This is a genomic window from Mesorhizobium sp. M0293 (genome assembly GCF_040321735.1).
Taxonomy (GTDB): domain Bacteria; phylum Pseudomonadota; class Alphaproteobacteria; order Rhizobiales; family Rhizobiaceae; genus Mesorhizobium.
On sequence record NZ_JAMYSA010000078.1, the window covers coordinates 13,001 to 31,003 of the forward strand.

General features: G+C 63.4%; 13 protein-coding genes and 1 pseudogene. 9 read left to right on the forward strand and 5 right to left on the reverse strand.

Going from position 1 to position 18,003, the window contains the following annotated elements; genetic code table 11:
* Window positions 1–30 precede the first annotated feature (30 nt).
* From NKJ06_RS24735 to NKJ06_RS24745, 3 genes and pseudogenes are all read right to left on the reverse strand, one after another.
* Complete coding sequence (locus NKJ06_RS24735) at window positions 31–1,923, reverse strand: ABC transporter ATP-binding protein (RefSeq protein WP_352810936.1); 1,893 nt, start codon at window positions 1,921–1,923, stop codon at window positions 31–33.
* Window positions 1,923–3,780 (reverse strand): annotated as a pseudogene (locus tag NKJ06_RS24740) (ABC transporter ATP-binding protein). Before NKJ06_RS24740 ends, NKJ06_RS24735 begins: the two are co-directional and overlap by 1 nt.
* A 198-nt stretch (window positions 3,781–3,978) precedes the next feature.
* On the reverse strand, window positions 3,979–5,010 hold the full coding sequence (locus NKJ06_RS24745; RefSeq protein WP_352628974.1) for a class I SAM-dependent methyltransferase: 1,032 nt from the start codon (window positions 5,008–5,010) through the stop codon (window positions 3,979–3,981).
* A gap of 132 nt (window positions 5,011–5,142) precedes the next feature.
* Here NKJ06_RS24745 and NKJ06_RS24750 point away from each other — a divergent pair, with 132 nt between their 5' ends.
* A complete protein-coding gene (locus NKJ06_RS24750) occupies window positions 5,143–5,781 on the forward strand; it encodes a TetR/AcrR family transcriptional regulator (RefSeq protein WP_352628972.1) in 639 nt (212 codons plus the stop codon).
* 270 nt (window positions 5,782–6,051) lie between these two features.
* Here NKJ06_RS24750 and NKJ06_RS24755 read toward each other — a convergent pair whose 3' ends face one another.
* Both NKJ06_RS24755 and NKJ06_RS24760 read right to left on the reverse strand, forming a co-directional pair.
* Window positions 6,052–6,474, reverse strand: coding sequence for a hypothetical protein (locus NKJ06_RS24755; RefSeq protein WP_352628970.1), 423 nt, complete (start codon window positions 6,472–6,474; stop codon window positions 6,052–6,054).
* A gap of 164 nt (window positions 6,475–6,638) precedes the next feature.
* A complete protein-coding gene (locus NKJ06_RS24760; protein WP_352810938.1) occupies window positions 6,639–8,438 on the reverse strand; it encodes a dipeptide ABC transporter ATP-binding protein in 1,800 nt (599 codons plus the stop codon).
* Between the two features lie 191 nt (window positions 8,439–8,629).
* Between NKJ06_RS24760 and NKJ06_RS24765 the strand changes: the two genes are divergently transcribed.
* The 8 genes from NKJ06_RS24765 (at window position 8,630) to NKJ06_RS24800 (ending at window position 17,599) form a co-directional block, all read left to right on the forward strand.
* Window positions 8,630–9,988, forward strand: a complete 1,359-nt coding sequence (locus NKJ06_RS24765; RefSeq protein ID WP_352628966.1) for an LLM class flavin-dependent oxidoreductase — start codon at window positions 8,630–8,632, stop codon at window positions 9,986–9,988.
* Window positions 9,989–10,002: 14 nt separating this feature from the next.
* A complete protein-coding gene (locus NKJ06_RS24770) occupies window positions 10,003–10,779 on the forward strand; it encodes a DUF427 domain-containing protein (protein ID WP_352628964.1) in 777 nt (258 codons plus the stop codon).
* A 34-nt stretch (window positions 10,780–10,813) separates the two neighbouring features.
* Window positions 10,814–12,451: an ABC transporter substrate-binding protein gene (locus NKJ06_RS24775; RefSeq protein WP_352628962.1), complete on the forward strand. Its 1,638-nt coding sequence runs from the start codon at window positions 10,814–10,816 to the stop codon at window positions 12,449–12,451.
* A 7-nt stretch (window positions 12,452–12,458) separates the two neighbouring features.
* A complete protein-coding gene (locus tag NKJ06_RS24780; RefSeq protein WP_352628960.1) occupies window positions 12,459–13,418 on the forward strand; it encodes an ABC transporter permease in 960 nt (319 codons plus the stop codon).
* Window positions 13,415–14,302, forward strand: a complete 888-nt coding sequence (locus NKJ06_RS24785) for an ABC transporter permease (RefSeq protein WP_352628958.1) — start codon at window positions 13,415–13,417, stop codon at window positions 14,300–14,302. Before NKJ06_RS24780 ends, NKJ06_RS24785 begins: the two co-directional genes overlap by 4 nt.
* Before the next feature lie 70 nt (window positions 14,303–14,372).
* The gene (locus NKJ06_RS24790) at window positions 14,373–15,395 is read left to right on the forward strand and encodes an LLM class flavin-dependent oxidoreductase (protein WP_352629014.1); all 1,023 of its coding nucleotides are present in this window, start codon (window positions 14,373–14,375) and stop codon (window positions 15,393–15,395) included.
* Between the two features lie 41 nt (window positions 15,396–15,436).
* On the forward strand, window positions 15,437–16,081 hold the full coding sequence (locus tag NKJ06_RS24795; protein WP_352628956.1) for a ThuA domain-containing protein: 645 nt from the start codon (window positions 15,437–15,439) through the stop codon (window positions 16,079–16,081).
* Window positions 16,082–16,105: 24 nt separating this feature from the next.
* A complete protein-coding gene (locus NKJ06_RS24800) occupies window positions 16,106–17,599 on the forward strand; it encodes an aldehyde dehydrogenase family protein (protein WP_502905651.1) in 1,494 nt (497 codons plus the stop codon).
* The last annotated feature ends 404 nt before the right edge of the window (window positions 17,600–18,003 follow it).

Genomic DNA, 18,003 nt, shown 5'->3' on the forward strand with positions numbered 1-18,003 from the left:
TATTGCGCAATCGCCGCTTGCTGGCCGCACTCAGGTCGCTTTGCCAAGCGCCGCGTCCATTGCCATTTCTTCCCCAGAAATGTCATCGAACGAAGCGTAGTTCATGTTGTAGAGGCGGGCGTAGAGGCCTTTTCTGGCCATCAGCTGTTCGTGGTTGCCGCTTTCGACGATCTCGCCGTTTTGCAGCACGATGATGCGGTCGGCGCCGCGGATGGTGGCCAGACGATGGGCGATGACCAGCCCTGTGCGGCCTTCCAGCAGTTTGACCAGCGCCTTCTGGATCAGCATCTCGGTGTAAGAATCGATGCTGGCCGTGGCTTCGTCGAGCACCAGGATCTTCGCATCCGCCACCAGCGCGCGCGCAAAACTGATCAGCTGGCGCTGGCCTAGCGAGAGATTGCCGCCGCGCTGCTCGAGCTCGGTGTCGTAGCCGTCGGGCAGGTTCTCGATGAAATCATGCGCGCCGACGGCCTTCGCGGCACGCACCACCTCCTCACGGCTGGCTGATGTCTTGTGATAGCGGATGTTTTCCAGCACCGAGCCGGAGAACAGGAACGGCTCCTGCAGCACCATCGCCACCTGATCGCCGAGCGAATCCTGCGTCAGGTCACGCACATCGTGGCCGCCGACCAGGACCTCACCCGACCAGACATCGTAGAAGCGATGCACCAGCGCCATCGAGCTCGATTTGCCCGATCCGGTCGGGCCGACCAATGCGACGGTCTCGCCCGGATTGACGCGGAAGGAGATGTTCTTCAGCACCGGCTGGTTCTGCCGGTAGCCGAAGGTGACGTTCCTGAACTCGACCGAACCGTCCATGTCGCGCGACAAGGTGAAGGCGCCATCCTTGTCGCTGACGTCGACCGGCACGTCGAGGACTTCGGAGATGCGCTGGCCCGAAGCCATGGCGCGCTGCATGACGCTGTACTGCATGGTGAGCGAGCGGATCGGGTCGAAGAAGCGCTGGATGTAGAACAGGAACGCCACCATGACGCCGATATCGAGGCTGTGCGAGAGCACCATCGAACCACCGACGACGACGACCGTCGCCATGGCGATGCCGGTCAGCGTGTCGACGATCGGCACCATCACCTGCGCATATTTCGCCGAGCGCAGATGGGCATTGAGATTGGCCAGCACCTTCTCGTCATAAAGGTCGAAATTGACGTGCTGGCGCTCGAGGCTCTGCACGGTGCGTACGCCATGGATGCCTTCGGCCAGCGCGCCGTTGGCGATCGAGTTGGTTTCGTGCGCGGCCATGAAGGCGACCTTGGCGCGCGGCAGCCAGAACAGGCGCACGATGAACAGCACCGGCATGGTCGACAGCGTCAGCAGGCCGAGCCGGAAATCGAGCCACAAAAGCACGCTGACAATGCCGAACAACAGCACGATGTCGCCGACCGACATGACAGACGTCTCGAGGAATTCCTGCATCGAATTGACGTCGCCCTGCAGGCGCGACATCAGCCGGCCGACCTCGGTCTTGTCCATGAAGCTCAGCGAGACCCGCTGCAGGTGGCTGAACATGGCGCGGCGCAGATCGGACAGCACGTTCTCGGCGACCTTGCCGACGACGCTTTCCTGCACATAGCTGGCGGCATAGTTGATGAGGATGATCGCTGAGAAAGCCCCGATCGCGGCGATCATCACCGACTGGTCGAGCCAGCCCGCCGTCATGTCGTGGTCGATGGCGTAGCGGATGACCAGCGGGATCGCCAGTTGCGTCAGCGTGAACACCAGCACTGCAGCGACCGAGATGAAAATCTGGCTCTGGTACGGCCTCACAAAGCTCCAGATACGCCTGATGATGCGCGGATCGTAGGCTTTGCCGAAAACCTCTTCCTCGTCGCGGTGCGAGCCCACGACCGCCTTTGTCGGCCGCCCGCTGGTGTCTTCCTTGTCGTCGTCGTTCTGTGTCGACATCACGCGGCTCCCGCCACAGACCGGTCGTCCTCCGGCCGCAGCTGCAGGTCGTAGAGGGCGCGGTAGCGTCCGCCGAGCGCCAGCAGTTCCTCATGCGTGCCGCGCTCGACGATCCGGCCGCCCTCGACGAAGAGGATCTGGTCGGCATGCATCAGTGAGCTCAGCCGGTGCGAGATGATGAGCGTGACGCGATCCCTGGCGAAGCGCTTCATCGCCGCCCGGATGCGCTGCTCGGTGCCGGCGTCTATTGCCGCGGTCGAATCGTCGAAGACCAGCACCGATGGCCGCAGCATCAGGCTGCGGGCGATGGTCAGGCGCTGCCGCTGACCGCCGGAAAGCGACGCACCGCGTTCGCCGACCACCGTGGTGTAGCCCGCCGGAAGGCCGATGATGTAGTTGTGCAACTGGGCGTACTCGGCCGCCTGCCCGATGCGGGTCTCGCGCGCCCAGGGATTGCCGTAGGCGATGTTGTTCTCGATCGAGGTGGTGAACAGGAACGCATCCTGCTGCACGACGCCGACGGCCTTGCGCAGCGATTGCAGCGTCACCTCGCGGATGTCCTGACCGTCGATGGTGATCGAGCCAGAAGTGACGTCGTAGAAGCGCGGGATCAGGTGGGCGATGGTCGACTTGCCGCTGCCAGGCGGGCCAACAATGCCAATGGTCTCGCCGGACCTTGCTTCGAAGGAGATGCCCGACAGCGTCGGCCGGCCGCCAACGCCCTCATAGCGGAAGCCGACATTGTCGAAGCGCAGCACGCCGTCGGTTACGACGAGATACTTGGCATCAGGCGCGTCCTCGATGTCGAGTTCGGCGTCGAGCAGCTCGAACAGGCGGGTGCCGCAGGTCGAGGCGCGCGCGAAGGAGTTGACCATCAGGCCGAGCTGGCGAACCGGCATCTGCAGGATGGTCATGAAGGTGAGGAACTGGGCCAGCGTGCCGACGCTGATCTGGCCCGCAATCACCTTCTGGCCGCCGAACCAGAGCACCAAGCCCATGGCGGCGAGGAATGAGAAGTTCATAGCTGGTGTTGGAAACGCGGATGTCGACGCGCTGATTGGCAAGCTCCAATGCCGACAGCTTGGCGCGGTCGAATTTTTGGAGTTCGTGCCGTTGCGCCGCGAAGGCACGTACGACACGGATGCCGCCGAGGTTCTCATCCATCACCCGGCTCAGCACCGACAATCGCTCCTGCAAAGTCAGCCAAGTGCTGCGCAATGCCAGTTGGGTGACCGAGGACCGCCAGGCGACGAACGGCACAAAACTCAGGCTGAGCAGCCCGAGCACGAGATCGGTGCTGATCAGCAGATAGGCGCCGGCGCCGATCAGCACGCCGAGCAGCACCACGCGTAGGATGCCGGTGGAAAAGAACATGCGCACGCCGTCGAGATCGAGCAGGCCAAGAGTGATCAGATCGCCGGTGTGGACCCTGTCGTGGTAGGCGAAGCTCAGGCGCTGGATTTTCTCGTAGAAAGCCAGGCGCAGTTCATAGCCGGTGCGGTGGCCGACGGCCTCGCCATAGTAGTTCTGCGCCATGGTGAAGAGGCCGCGCAGGATGCTGACGACGAGCAGCGTCAGCGCCGTGTTCCACAGCGCCTGTTCCGCCGCAGCTCCGGCACCCGCGGCCATCACGCCCTGCGCCTGGTCGATGGCGCGTCCCAGCAGGCGCGGAATGAAAAGCTGCAGCGTCGCGGCGATGAAGGTCGAGACGATGGTGATGGCGACCTGCCAGGGATGGCGCAACGTCATGCGCACGATGCGGAGCAAGGTGCTGAGGCCCTTGCCCCAGGAGGCTTCCGCCACATGGGCAAACGATTTGCCGCGCTCCGGCGCGCCGCCGATTGCTTGCGTGTTCAAGGAAAATATCCAAACCAATCCGGACGTTAGCCCAGACTAATAAAGCAGACTCAATTCAGATGGCGTGATGTTACGCGTGTCCGAGTTGACCGTTCAAGAGCCAATTCGGGTATCGCACTGTGCCTGAACGGAAAGCGAGCATGCGGCTGTGGCTCGACCGGGGCGCGCAGCCGCCGCCTGCGCAGGTCGATGCGATGTTCAGGCGCTTGGCAACCGATGGAATTCTGCCTCATCTTGCTGAAGGCGGCTCGCACCAATTGGCTTTTTGAGCACGACAAACCAGTTGCCGTTGAGCATGCCTTCGTCACACAGCTCGAAGCCCGCGCTCGCCGCCATCCGCCGCCAGGCGCCTTTGCCCGAGAAAAGCAGCGCTAGCACGCTGACGATCGCGAACATCGTCCATCCGGGCACCCAGACGACGAGAAGGAAACGTCCGCCCGGTTTCAGGACCCGCAAGATCTCGCGCAGCCCCTGTTGCTTTTGCGGGCCGAGATGATCGATCGCATGGGCGCTGACGGCGGCGTCGAAACGGCCTTCCGGGAAGGGCAGTGCAGTCAGGTCGCCAAGTTCGATGTCAACGCGCCCGGTCAGACCGGCAAGCCGCAGATTCTGTTCGAGCAACCGCCGGCCGCCGCCTTCGATATAGTCCGAATCGAAGCGGTCGAGCGCAACGACCCTTCCGTTTCGGAGTGCACGGCCAAGTGCGATCGTGGTTCGGCCGGCGCCGCATCCTGCATCCAGGACCACACCTGCGTCGCCCGACAGAAGGTCGACCAATGGCAAGGCGGCATGTTCGTAGCGTCCGACGGTTCGGGCAATGAGACCGCCGGCGAAGAAGTTCGCCGCAAGCAGCGTCAGCACCATGGCGAGCGGCCAATAGGCCGGTGTCGCGACCTGAACGGCGACTGCGATTGCGGCAAGGATTAGCGCCGCGATCCACGGCCCGAGCGCCCAGGCCGGCGCCCAGCCGAAATCGAAATTCGCTGTGTCCTGCCGGCGTATCCGGCCGGGCAGGCGCCGGGCGAGCCTGTTCCCGGCCAAGACATAGAGCGAAGCCATCAACACCAGGGCACCGATCAGATGAAAGCCGCCGAAAAGCAAGAATACCCCCGAGACGGCCGGGAGCGACGGGACGTAGATCAGCAAGACGAGGCCTGCCGCCACACCGATGAGCCCGACGAGCCACAGATGGCTATGATTGTGGGTCCTTGGTGTTTCTCTTGTTGCCATGACTGGCTCCCTTGATTTCTGGACAGAACGGCAGTTATCGGACACCATGACTGATAGTGTGAAAATGAACTCGTGGTGCGAAATGTCCGAAAACGGACGAAACGGAGCTAATGGCCGACAATGAATACACGCATGAAAGAAGACCGCCGTATCCAGCGCTCACGCGATTCTCTGCACCAGGCGCTGGTCGCGCTGGTCCTTGAAAAGGGCTACGAGGCGGTGACGATCAAGGACATTGTCGAGCGTGCGAATGTCGGCCGCTCAACCTTCTATGCGCACTACAACAGCAAGGAGGATCTGCTGACCAACGGTCTGGCGGAACTGCGCGTCATGCTGACGGCGCACCAGCAAGCAGCACTTGGCGAAAACGGAGACGTTGGCCAACGCTGCCTCGGCTTCAGCCTGGCACTCTTCGAACATGCGCAGAGCTTCCGCGACATCTATCGCGTGCTGGTCGGAGAGCGGGGGTCCGCCATCGTCATGAACCGGTTGCGGGCGCTGCTCGCCGATCTGGTGAGCCAGGACCTTGCAGCCATCGCCCCTGCCGCCAACGACGGACAAATCCCTCGAAGCGCGCTCATCCAGTTCGTGGTTGGCGCCCTGATGTCGGTCCTGGCCTGGTGGATGGATCGCAAATCAAGACTGTCGCCTGCGGAAGTCGACGCGATATTCCGGCGCTTGACGATCCCCGCGATCGTCGCCGCTTTCGATGGCCCGATATCGAGTATCGATAGCACCGGTGATAGGGGCGGGAAGCCACCGCAGGTATAGATCGTGCGATGTTCAGACGCCTGGCAAGCGGTGGAATCGTGCCCCCAGCCTTGGCGACGAAACCGACCATCGGCGACAGTGACAGGCTCCTGCCGGGATTGCCGTTCTTTCTGTAATCAGCTGTTTTTGGCCGGCCGGAATGCAACTGATCGTCCGGCCGGAATCTGGTCTCCTAAAGCGCGTCGAAACGGATTCATGCGACGCGCTCTAGGTCTTTGTTCCTATGCATGTCGTTGTCTCAAAACCGGGACCACTTTTGAGCGACATGCATTAGGCAGGTATCAGGACGGCGATACGATGCACGCCGACCTCTTTGCTTGTATTCGTCGCCTCGTCGGTCTTGCCCTTGGCACAGGTGTACATGTCACCCGTCTTGAGCTTGAATTCCTTATCTGCCTTCTTGATGGTGAACGCGCCGGAAGTGATCGTGCAGACCATGTCGTTGTCCATCACCATTTGAGGGGCGTGCGCGCCGGGCTGGAAGACCACGTCGACGATTGAGATGCTCTTGTAGGCGGGAATGTCGGCGTTGCCGGTGCCGACCTCGACCACCCTGACACCGGGCGCAATCTCCTTGCCTTCTTTCGGGCCGTATTTCTTGGCCTTCGCGGACGCCGTCAGGGCAAAAAAAGGCGTCACCGCGGCGGCCGTCATACCGAGGGCAATTGCAGACCTGCGATTCATGGTTTTCATCGCGTCCTCCCAATGGTTGGTCACGCACGAAGGTGCATGGCAACGATATATTAGCACAAGCGCATGTCCTTGTATGCGGGTAGTCGAGGTAGGTGCAGAACAGGACAGAAACCTGGCGACGGCTGGATGCATCACCGCGAGCTAGGTTCTGGTGTTCACAAAGCCTAGCCGTGCCGCCAGCAGGCAATCCGGTGCCCGGCCGCGACTTCTATGGCTGATGGCTCCGCCTTTCTGCACTCAGGCAGGACCAGAGGGCAGCGGTCGGCGAAGGAGCATCCGGTGTTCGGGATACCGGCTGCCTCGACCTCGCTTTGAACTGACATTTTCGCCTCGGCCTCATCGGAGGACGCTGCCAGAAGCAGGGCGGTATAGGGGTGATTGGGGCCCTGAAAAATCTGGTCGGATGAACCGGTTTCGACGAGACGGCCGCGGTAGAGCACACCGATCCTGTCGGCCATGTAGCGCACCACCCTGAGGTCGTGGCTGATGAAAAGATAGGTCGTGTCCTTGTCGCGCTGCAGGTCGTTGAGCAGGTTGAGAACGGTCGCCTGGACGGAGACGTCGAGCGCCGAGGTGGGTTCATCGAGCACGACGACCTTCGGCACGCCGGCAAAGGCGCGCGCGATGGCCGCCCTTTGCCGCTGGCCGCCGGACAGCGATCGCGATTTCTGCTCGGCCGTTGCGCCGGCGAGGCGAACCGATTGCAGCAGATCGCCGACGCGGGCTCTCACCTCACTGCGGCGCAGGCCGGCGAGCCGGCGCAGCGGACGACCGAGAATCCGGCCGATCCGCTGGCGCGGATTGAGTGTGCGGTCCGGCGACTGGAAGACCATTTGCAAGTCGCGCCGTTCGGCAAGGTTCCTCTTCTCGACGCGCGCCGCGACCGTCCTGCCGAACAGCTCGACCGATCCGGCGCTGGGTGTCTGCAGGCCGGTAACGATCCGTGCCAAGGTCGACTTCCCGGAACCGGACTCGCCGATCAGCCCGAAGGTCTCGCCCTGGCCGATGTCGAGATCGATATCGCTGAGCACTGACTGGCTGCCGAAGGAATGGCTGATGCCTTTGCAGGCGATCGCGATCCGGCGTTCTTTTGGCAGGCCGGCTTCTTCATCGAGGATTGCCGGGTGCGATGGCAGGCCGTCCGTCTCCGCCAGTCTTCCGTCCCGCTTGGTGTAGTTGAGTGCCGGGATCGAGGCGATGAGCGCCTTGGTGTAGGCGTGAGAGGGGTTGTCGAAGACATCGCCGGCAGCACCGCTCTCCACCACGGCTCCCGCCTGCATCACCGCCACCCGGTCGCAGGAGCAGCGGATCATGTTGATGTCGTGGCTGATCAGCAGGATGCTGGTTTTGTGATCCTTGCGCAGATCATGCAGGATGGCGATGATCTCGGACTGGACGCTGGCGTCGAGCGCCGTCGTCGGCTCGTCCAGCACCAGCAGTGACGGGTCGAGCGCAATCGCAATGGCGATGTTGGCGCGCTGCTGCATGCCGCCGGACAATTCGTGCGGATAGAGGTCCAGCACCCGCTCCGGATGGCTGACCCGGACGCGCCCGAGCAGTTCCGCGGCACGCTCGCGCGCCTGATCATGGCGAACCGGGCGATGACGTATGATCGTTTCGGTGATCTGCCGGCCAATCGTCATGCTTGGGTTGAGCGCCGCGCCCGGATGCTGATAGACGGCGGCGATGTGGTTTCCCCTGATCTGGCGCAGCTGCTCGGCGGAGAGGTCGCGGATTTCCCGGCCCTGGAATTCCAGCGCTGACGCAGCGAGGCGGGCGTTCTTCGGCAGATAGCGCAGAATGGCGAGCGCCACCGAGCTTTTTCCCGATCCCGACTCGCCGACCAGTCCAAGCGCCTCGCCTTCGCCGATGCGCAGCGACACGCCGCTGACGGCGGGATGCGATCCGTTGCGCCCGTCATAGGCGATGGAAAGCTGGTCGACGTTCAGAATCGAAGAGGACATTGGGAGCTTGAAACCACTTTCTTCCAGCGCCGCGATCGATGGCAATCGCTTCCGCTTTCGCAGTACATAATCTCTATAAAATTACTCGAATTAGGCCGGAGCGCAATCTACCTTTCATCGCTCAGGAGAGATTGTCGCCGCTTGCCGAGGCAGCGCGACGGTCTCCCAAGCAGATCTGGAAGGAGGCCGGCATGGCTCGAGACCACATGATCCTCAGCGCATTCTTCTTCAACCCGCAGGGCGATCATCGGATGTCGTGGCGCCACCCGCGGGCGCCGGGCCGGGAAGTGCTGGATTTCGAATTCTACCGCGATCTCGTGCAGGCGGCCGAGCGCGCCAAAATCGACACCATCTTCGTCGCCGACCACGTGTCGATCTGGGATTCGGTCAAGAGCGGCGTCGCTCACTACGCCAATGCCCGCCTCGAACCGCTGACGCTGCTGTCGGCGCTGGCTGGCGTGACCAAGCATATCGGCCTGATCACCACGGCGTCGAGTTCCTACAGCGAGCCTTACAATGTGGCGCGCATGTTCGCCTCGCTCGACCATATCAGCAAGGGCAGGGCGTCGTGGAACGTCGTCACCTCGGCCATGGACGAGGAGGCGCGCAATTTCGGCCGTGACGGCAATATCGAACATGCGTTCCGCTATGAGCGCGCGGCCGAATTCCTCGATATCGTCAAGGCGCTGTGGGACAGCTGGGAAGACGAGGCGCTGCTGATCGACAAGGCGTCAGGCTATTTCGCCGACCCCGACAAGGTTCATCCCGTCGACCACAAGGGCAAGCATTTCAAGGTGCGCGGGCCGCTCAACGTCTCGCGGCCGCCGCAGGGCCATCCGCTGATCGTCCAGGCAGGCTCGTCCGAGGACGGCAAGAATTTCGCCACGGCCCAGGCCGACGTGCATTTCGCCATCTTCAGCACCAGGGAAGACGGCATCAAGTACCGTCAGGACATCAAAGAGCGTCTCGCCCGCCACGGCAGGCCGCCGGAAAGCTTCAAGATCCTGCCTGGCATCCTGCCGATCGTGGCGGCTTCCGAGGCGGAAGGCCGGGAAAAGCAGGAATACCTTCAGACCTTGTTGCCGGATCAGGTCGGCATCGATCTTTTGTCCAGCTGGAGCGGGCTGGACCTGTCGGTGTTCCCGCCGGACGGGCCGCTGCCGCCGCTGCCGGACGAGAGCACCTTCAATGGCGGGCGCACGTCGCTCAACCGGGTCAAGCAGTGGGCGAAGCAGAATCTCAGCCTGCGTGAGATTGCCCGCAAGCTCGCCAACAGCGGTTCTGTACCGACCGTCGCCGGCACGCCGGTACAGATCGCCGACCAACTCGAAGACTGGTTCGTTTCGGGTGCTGCCGACGGTTTCAACCTGATGTTCCCGCTGCTGCCCGAGGACTGGGTGAATTTCGCAGAACAGGTGGTGCCGGAACTGCAGCGCCGCGGCGTCTTCCCGACCGAATACGCGCCAGGAACGCTTCGCGACCGCTTCGGCCTGGCGCGGCCCGCCAACCGCTTCGCCGAACAGCGCAACAATGCGCGCGCCGTGTCCTGACCGGGAGAACGATCATGACTGTCGCCCCAAGATTGCAGCCTCGCGAAGCGACCGCGCCGCAGCTCGTCAACGTCCTGCACAGCCCCAAGCGCGTGCGCGTCAAATTCGGCGGCCGCACCATCGCCGACAGCCGCAACGTGCTGGTGCTGCGCTCCAACCATTTCCTGCCGATCTATTTCTTCCCGCCGTCAGCGGTCGACCCCTCGGTGCTGAAGCCTTCGCTGCATCGCGAACCGCATCCAGTCGGTGGCGAGACGGCCTATTGGGATATCGACAGCGGCGACAGGCGGAGTGCCAATGCGGCGTGGGCGTTCATCTCGCCGCCGGACGAAGCGCTGGCGCCGCTGGCAGGGCGCATCGCCTTCACCTGGAAAGCCGTCGACCAATGGTTCGAGGAGGAAGAGGAAGTCTTCGTCCACGCGCGAGACCCTTATGCGCGCATCGATGTGCTGCGAAGCACGAGCCATGTGCAGGTCTGGTTCGACGGCGAGCCGATCGCCGACAGCCATCGTCCGGTGCTGCTGTTCGAGACGCATCTGCCGACCCGCTTCTACCTGCCGGCGGAAGACATCCGGCTGGAGCGGCTGACGGCGTCCGTCACAACGACGCGATGTCCCTACAAGGGCATCGCCTCCTATTGGTCGGGCCTGCTGAGCGACGGCTCGGTGCGCCCGGACATCGCCTGGAGCTACCGCGACCCGATCGACGAAATGCCGAAGATCAAAGGCCTCATCGCCTTCTATCCGCAGGCCGTCGACCGCATCCATCTCGACGGCGAACCCGTCGCATAGCTTTTCAATCTTCATTTCAAAGCAGGGGTTTAACATGACCAAACGCAGAGATATCGACGCACTCCGCAACCTGTCGGGGGACATCTGGAATGTCGCCGTCGACGAATATCAGGGCGGCTTTGTCAAGCGCCGCGATCTCCTGAAATATGCCGCACTGCTTGGTCTGACCGGCTTTGCGGCCTCGCAAGGGCTGGGAGGCGCGCGCGCCGCGGCCGCAGCAGGCGGCACGGTGCGTGTCGGGCTCGGCCAGCCGACCAAGGCGATCGATCCGGTTTCGGTGACCGATCCGGCCAGCATCGGGGTGATCAGCCAGGTCGGCGAATATCTGATCCTCGACGACCCAAAGGACGGTCTGCAGCCGAAGCTCGCTCTGTCCTGGGAGGCCGACGAGACGGCCAGCCGCTGGACCTTCAAATTGCGGCAAGGGGTGAAATTCCACGACGGCCGCGCGGTCACCGCCAAAGACGTGGTGGCGAGCTTCGAGCGGCTGGTCGATCCGGCCAGCGGCTCGTCTGCCTTGTCGGCCTACAAGGGCATCCTGTCCAAGGGCGGCGCCAAGCTGGTCGACGACGAAACCGTGGCCTTCGACCTCGACGGTCCGAACAGCAACTTCCCGTTCTATGTCTCTTCCGACGTCTACAATGCCGTCATCCTGCCGGCCGACTATGCCGGCGATTTCGAGAAGACTTTCAACGGCACGGGCCCGTTCAAGCTCGAATCCTTCCGTCCCAAGCAGGGCGCCAGCTTCGTGCGCAATGAGGATTACTGGGGCGACAAGGCGCTGCCCGACCGGGTCGAGATCAAGTTCTTCGACGACGAGCAGGCGCAGGTGCTGGCGCTGCAGGCCGGCCAGCTCGACGTCATCCCGAGCACGACACGCCTGGAACTGGCGATCGAGGGCAATCCCAATTTCAAGCTGCTGAGCGTGCAAGCAAGCTCGCATGACCAGGTGCATCTGCGCACCGACCAGGCTCCGTTCACCGACAAGCGCATCCGCCGCGCGCTGGCGCTCACCATCGACCGCGAGGCGGTGGTCAAGGGCCTGCTGAAGGGCCGCGCCATCGTCGGCAATGACACGCCGTTCGCGCCGATCTTCCCATCTGCCGATCCGTCGGTGCCACAGCGCAAGCAGGACATTGCCGAGGCCAAGCGCCTGCTTGGCGAGGCGGGCGTGCCGAACGGCTTCGAGGTGACGCTGACCACCGAACGCGCCTATGACATTCCCGACTATGCGGTGATCATCCAGAACTTCGCAAAGAAGGCCGGCATCGACGTCAAGCTCAATGTCCTACCGCAGGACGCCTATTACGGCTCGGCGACCTTCGGAAGCTCGCCCTGGCTGGATTCGGTGCTCGGCATCACCGACTACGGCCATCGCGGCACGCCCGACATCTTCCTCAACGCCACGCTGAAGAGTTCGGGAGCCTGGAACGCGGCGCATTTCAACAACCCGGCCTATGATGCGCTGCTGCTCGATTACTCCAAGGCACGTGATTTGCAGGCACAGCGCCTCGTTGCCGGCAAGATCCAGACCCTCTTGCTCGACGAGACGCCGGCGATCATCAGCTATTTCTCGCAATACAGCCGGATTGTCAGCTCGAAGGTCGAGGGCGTTCGTTTCACCGCGATTTCGCATCTGCTGCTCGACCGCGTTTCCTTCGTCCAGGCATGATCGCGGCATGCTGACCGGCCGCATTCTGTCGGCGCGTGTGGGCACGCTTGTCCTCACGCTATGGCTGGTCAGTATCCTGGTGTTTTTCGCCGGGCAGGTTCTGCCCGGCGATGTCGGTCGTGTGATGCTCGGCCCGTTTGCCGACGCGCAAGCGGTGGCGGAACTGAACAAGCGGCTCGGCGCCGACCAGCCGGTTCTCGTCCAGTACTGGCTCTGGTTCAGCAAGGCGGTCACAGGTGACTTCGGCACTTCGCTGTCGATGCGCGGGCCGGTGGCGCCGTTCGTGCTCGAAAGCCTCAAGCGCTCCGCAGCCCTTGCCGGCATTATCTTGATTTTTCTGGTTCCGCTCGGGGTCGGTGCCGGCGTCGTTGCCGGTCTCAATGCCGGCCGCCTGATCGACCGGGTGATCGTGATGGCGGGCGTCTCCTTCGGCATTATGCCTGATTTCGTCTCTGGTCTGATGCTGCTTATCGTCTTCGGCCTGTGGCTGAACTGGTTCCCCATCTCCGGCGTTGCGCCCGATGGGGCGGGGTTCTGGACGAGCGGCTATTATCTGATCCTGCCGGCGTTGCCGCTGGTGCTCAACCTTGCCGGCTACATCGCCCGGATGACGCGGGCAGGGGTGATCGAGACGATCGCCGCCGACTACACACGCACCGCCGTCCTGAAGGGACTCGAGCCGCGCGAAATTATCTTTCGGCATGTGCTGCGCAATGCGCTGGCACCGACCATCGCGGTGCTGGCGACGCAGACCGGATACATGCTTGGCGGGCTGGTGGTGATCGAAGCGCTGTTCGGCATCCAGGGACTTGGCAATCTGGTTCTGAACGCGGCCAAGGCCCGCGATTTCCCGATGCTTGAGGCCGGCGTGCTGGTGATGGCGGCAATCTTCGTGCTGTCGGCGGCAGTGGGAGACCTCGTGCTGGCCTTGCTCGATCCGCGGCAGCGCCGGCGGACCTCGCCATGACGGATCTGACGGAATTTCCGGCGCCTCGGCGCGCTGTGGTTGGTTTGCCAGCGGTGCGCAGGATCGGCAGTGCTTTCTCCGCACTGCCCCCATCGGTCGTGATCGGAACGCTGCTGCTGCTGTTCTGGGTCGCCTGCGCGCTGTTCGGCAATCGCTTCGTTCCCTACGATCCCTATGCCGAGGATTTTCTGGCGACGCTGACGCCGCCCGATGCCTCGCATTGGTTCGGGACCGATCAGCTCGGGCGCGACGTGCTGTCCCGCATCGTAGTTGGATCGCGCGACATCCTGCTGGTTGCGCCGTTGGCGACGCTGGCAGGCGTTGCGGCCGGCAGCATCATCGGCCTGGTGCTCGGCTATTTCGATGGCCTCACCGATGCCATCGGTGCGCGGCTGCTCGATACGCTGATGGCGTTTCCGTTCATCGTTCTCGTCACCATGACGCTGGTGGCGATCGGGCCGTCGAACCTCACCGTTATCCTGGTGATCGGCATCGCCTACGCGCCGCTGGTGGCGCGCACCGTTCGCGCGGCCGTGCGCGAGCAGAAAGAGCGCGACTATGTCAGCGCTGCCCGGCTTGGCGGCGAAGGCCCGCTCGCCATCATGTTCCTGGAGATCCTGCCCAACATCAGGGAAACGATCCTGATCGAACTCGTCACACGGCTCGGATATGCGTTCTTTTCGATCGCGACACTGAGCTTTCTCGGCCTCGGCATCCAGCCGCCATCGGCCGACTGGGGACTGGCCGTCGCCGATGGCTACGGCTTCCTGACCGGCGGCAAATGGTGGGTCGTCGTCTTCAATTCCGCGGCTATCGTCTCGCTGGTCATGGCGACCAACCTGATCGCACAAGGCATCGGTGCCTTCGAGAATAGCGATGCATGAGCCTTGATCGGGCGCGTCGAAAAATCTCTTTTGCATTGAAGCCTGGCGCGCATCCTTATATCGCATGGCTATGAAGAAAATCGGTTTCCTCTCGTTCGGGCACTGGACGCCCTCGTCGCAATCGCAAGTGCGCTCGGCATCGGATGCGCTTTTGCAATCCATCGACCTCGCCGTCGCCGCCGAGCAGCTCGGCGCGGACGGGGCGTATTTCCGCGTGCATCATTTCGCCCGCCAGCTAGCTTCGCCATTTCCGCTGCTGGCAGCCGTCGGCGCGAAGACCAGCCGCATCGAGATCGGCACCGCCGTCATCGACATGCGTTACGAGAATCCGCTCTACATGGCCGAGGACGCGGGCGCTGCCGACATCATCGCCGGTGGCCGCCTGCAGCTTGGCATCAGCCGTGGCTCGCCCGAGCAGGTCATCGATGGCTGGCGCCATTTCGGCTACGCGCCGCCGGAAGGCCAAAGCGACGCCGACATGGCGCGGCATCACGCCGAGGTCTTCCTCAAGACGCTGCGCGGCGAGGGGTTCGCCCAGCCCAATCCACGGCCGATGTTCCCCAACCCACCCGGCCTCTTGCGCCTCGAGCCGCACTCAGAGGGCCTGCGCGAGCGGATCTGGTGGGGCGCGGCGACCAACGCCACCTCGGAATGGGCGGCGAAGCTTGGCATGAACCTGCAGAGCTCGACGCTCAAATTCGACGAGAGCGGCAAGCCGTTCCACATCCAGCAGGCCGAGCAGATACGCATCTATCGCCAAGCCTGGAAGGCTGCCGGCCACAGCCGTGAGCCGCGCGTCTCGGTCAGCCGTAGCATCTTCGCGCTGGTCGACGATCGCGACCGCGCCTATTTCGGGCGCGGCAATGAGAGCCGCGACCAGATCGGCTTCATCGAAGAGAACACAAGGGCGATCTTCGGGCGCAGCTACGCCGCTGAGCCGGATGTGCTGATCAAGGAATTGGCGCAGGATGAGGCGATCGCCGAGGCCGACACGCTGCTGCTCACCGTTCCGAACCAGCTCGGCGTCGACTACAATGCGCATGTCATCGAGGCGATCCTGACCCATGTTGCGCCGGCTCTTGGCTGGCGCTGACACCGGATCGGCCAAGACGGATCATTTCAGGGAGGTACAGCATGGCGAAGAAGGCTTTGATCGCCTGGGGCGGCTGGGAAGGTCACACACCGGAGCGCAGCGCCAAAATTATCCGCTCGCTGCTCGAGCGCAACGGATTCGACGTCACGCTCGGCCAGGGCACGGCGATGTTCGCTAATCCGGAGCTTGCTTCCTTCGATCTCATCGTTCCCGTGATCACGATGTCGACGATCGAGAAGGCCGCACTTCAGAACCTGACACTTGCCGTTCGCGGGGGCAGCGGGCTCGGCGGGTTTCACGGCACGATGGGCGACAGTTTTCGCAACGAACCCGATTATCAGTTCATGACCGGCGGTCAGTGGGTCGCGCATCCCGGCGATGTCATCGACTACACGGTCGCGATCACCGGGCCGGATGACCCGATCACATCAGGCATCGGCGATTTCGCCTACCGGTCCGAGCAGTATTACATGCATGTCGACCCGAGCAACGAGGTGCTGGCCACCACCACCTTCACCGACGCGCATTTCCCGGGAATAGGTGGCGTCGTCATGCCGGTCGTCTGGAAACGTCGCTATGGAGCTGGAAAGGTTTTTTACAGCGCTCTGGGACACAATGCCGACGAGTTCGCGGTCCCGGAAATGGCCTTGATTGTCGAGCGGGGTCTTATCTGGGCCGCCCGATAGATCAGCGGAAATGAGGACATGAGCATGACGGTCTCGGTGACAGATTTGCCTCTGCACACGCCCATCGACGGCCGGCACCGCAAGATGCTGATCGATGGCGCCTGGTGCGATGCGCTCAGCGGCCGGACGTTCGAGACGCGCAGCCCCGCCACGGGCGCCGTGATCGGCACCGTGCCGCTCTCCGATTCCAGCGACATCGACCTCGCGGTTGCGGCTGCCCGGCGCGCCTTCGACGGGCCGTGGAGCCGGTTCAAGCCGTATGAGCGCCAGGTGCTGCTGCTCAAGATCGCCGACCTAATGGAGCGCCATTGGGAGGAGATCGCGCTGTCCGACACGACGGATATGGGCATGCCCATCGTGCGCACGCTCGCCAACAAGAACCGCGTGCTTGGCATGCTGCGCTTCTATGCCGGCATGGCGACGTCGATCCATGGCCACACGATCGGCAATTCGCTGCCGGGCGAGATCATCTCCTACACGCGCAAGGAGCCGGTCGGCGTGGTCGGCGCGATCATTCCGTGGAACGCGCCGACCGCCGCCTCGATCTGGAAGATCGGCCCGGCGCTGGCGACCGGCTGCACCATCGTGCTGAAACCTTCCGAGGAAGCACCGCTGACGCCGCTGCTGATCGGCGCGCTGATGATGGAGGCCGGCGTGCCGCCCGGCGTCGTCAACGTCGTCACCGGCACCGGTGCGGAAGCCGGCGCGCCGCTTGCCGCCCATATGGATGTCGACAAGATCGTCTTCACCGGCTCGACAGCGACCGGCCAGAACATCCTGCGCGCCTCGGCCGGCAACATGAAGCGCGTTTCGCTGGAGCTTGGCGGCAAGTCGCCGGTCATCGTCTGCGCCGACGCCGATCTCGATCGCGCCGTGCCGACAGCGGCGATGTCGGTGTTCGCCAATTCCGGCCAGATCTGCATCGCCGGCTCGCGGCTGTTCGTCGAACGGCCGATCCATGACGAATTCGTCGAACGGGTCTCGGCCTATGCGGCTAAACTCAGGATCGGCGACGGCGCCGACCCCGAGACCGAGATCGGGCCACTGATTTCGGTCAAGCAGCTTGAGCGTGTCACCGGCTTCATCGAGGATGGCACGAGGCAAGGCGCGCGGCTGATCACCGGCGGCAACCGGATTACCGAAGGTGTGCTTGGAGCGGGCAACTTCATCACGCCCAGCGTCTTTTCCGGCGTTACCGATGATATGCGCATCGCCCGCGAAGAGATCTTCGGCCCGGTGATTTCGGCGCTGCCGTTCGACACGCTGGACGAAGTGGTGCGGCGCGGCAACAATACACCCTATGGGCTGGGTGCCGGCGTGTTCACCCGCGACCTCGGCAAGGCGCACCAACTGGCCAACCGCCTGCGCGCCGGCTCGGTCTGGGTCAACACCTATCACGCCATCGACCCGGCAGTGCCCTTCGGCGGCTACAAGATGAGCGGCTACGGACGCGAGGGCGGGGCGGAGCACCTCGATGAATATCTTAATACCAAGGGCGTGTGGATAAGGACGGATTGAGAGGTCGGCATTTTGCAGATGGCGCTCTACGGCGCCCCCCTCTGTCCTGCCGGACATCTCCCCCACAAGGAGGGAGATTGGCAGTTTCGGCGCTGGCTCTCCTCCTGCTACGTTGAAGATTGGCGAAGGCCGCGGTGACGGCCAATCTCTCCCCTCGTGGGGGAGATGTCCGGCAGGACAGAGGGGGGCGCGAAGGAACTCGACGGGGGTGCTGGGTTCTTCCCGCTCCGCTCACCCGATGCCACCGGTGACAGCATAGGCGCCGGCAGTGCGTCCATCCTCCAGCCGCACCACCGCCGTTACGATCGAGCCATAGGAGCCGCGCCAGACGCTGTGGGACCGCTGATGCTCGGCGGCCGGGACGAGTGCACGCCCGCTGAAGAGCGCGCCGCTGCGCTGCAGTG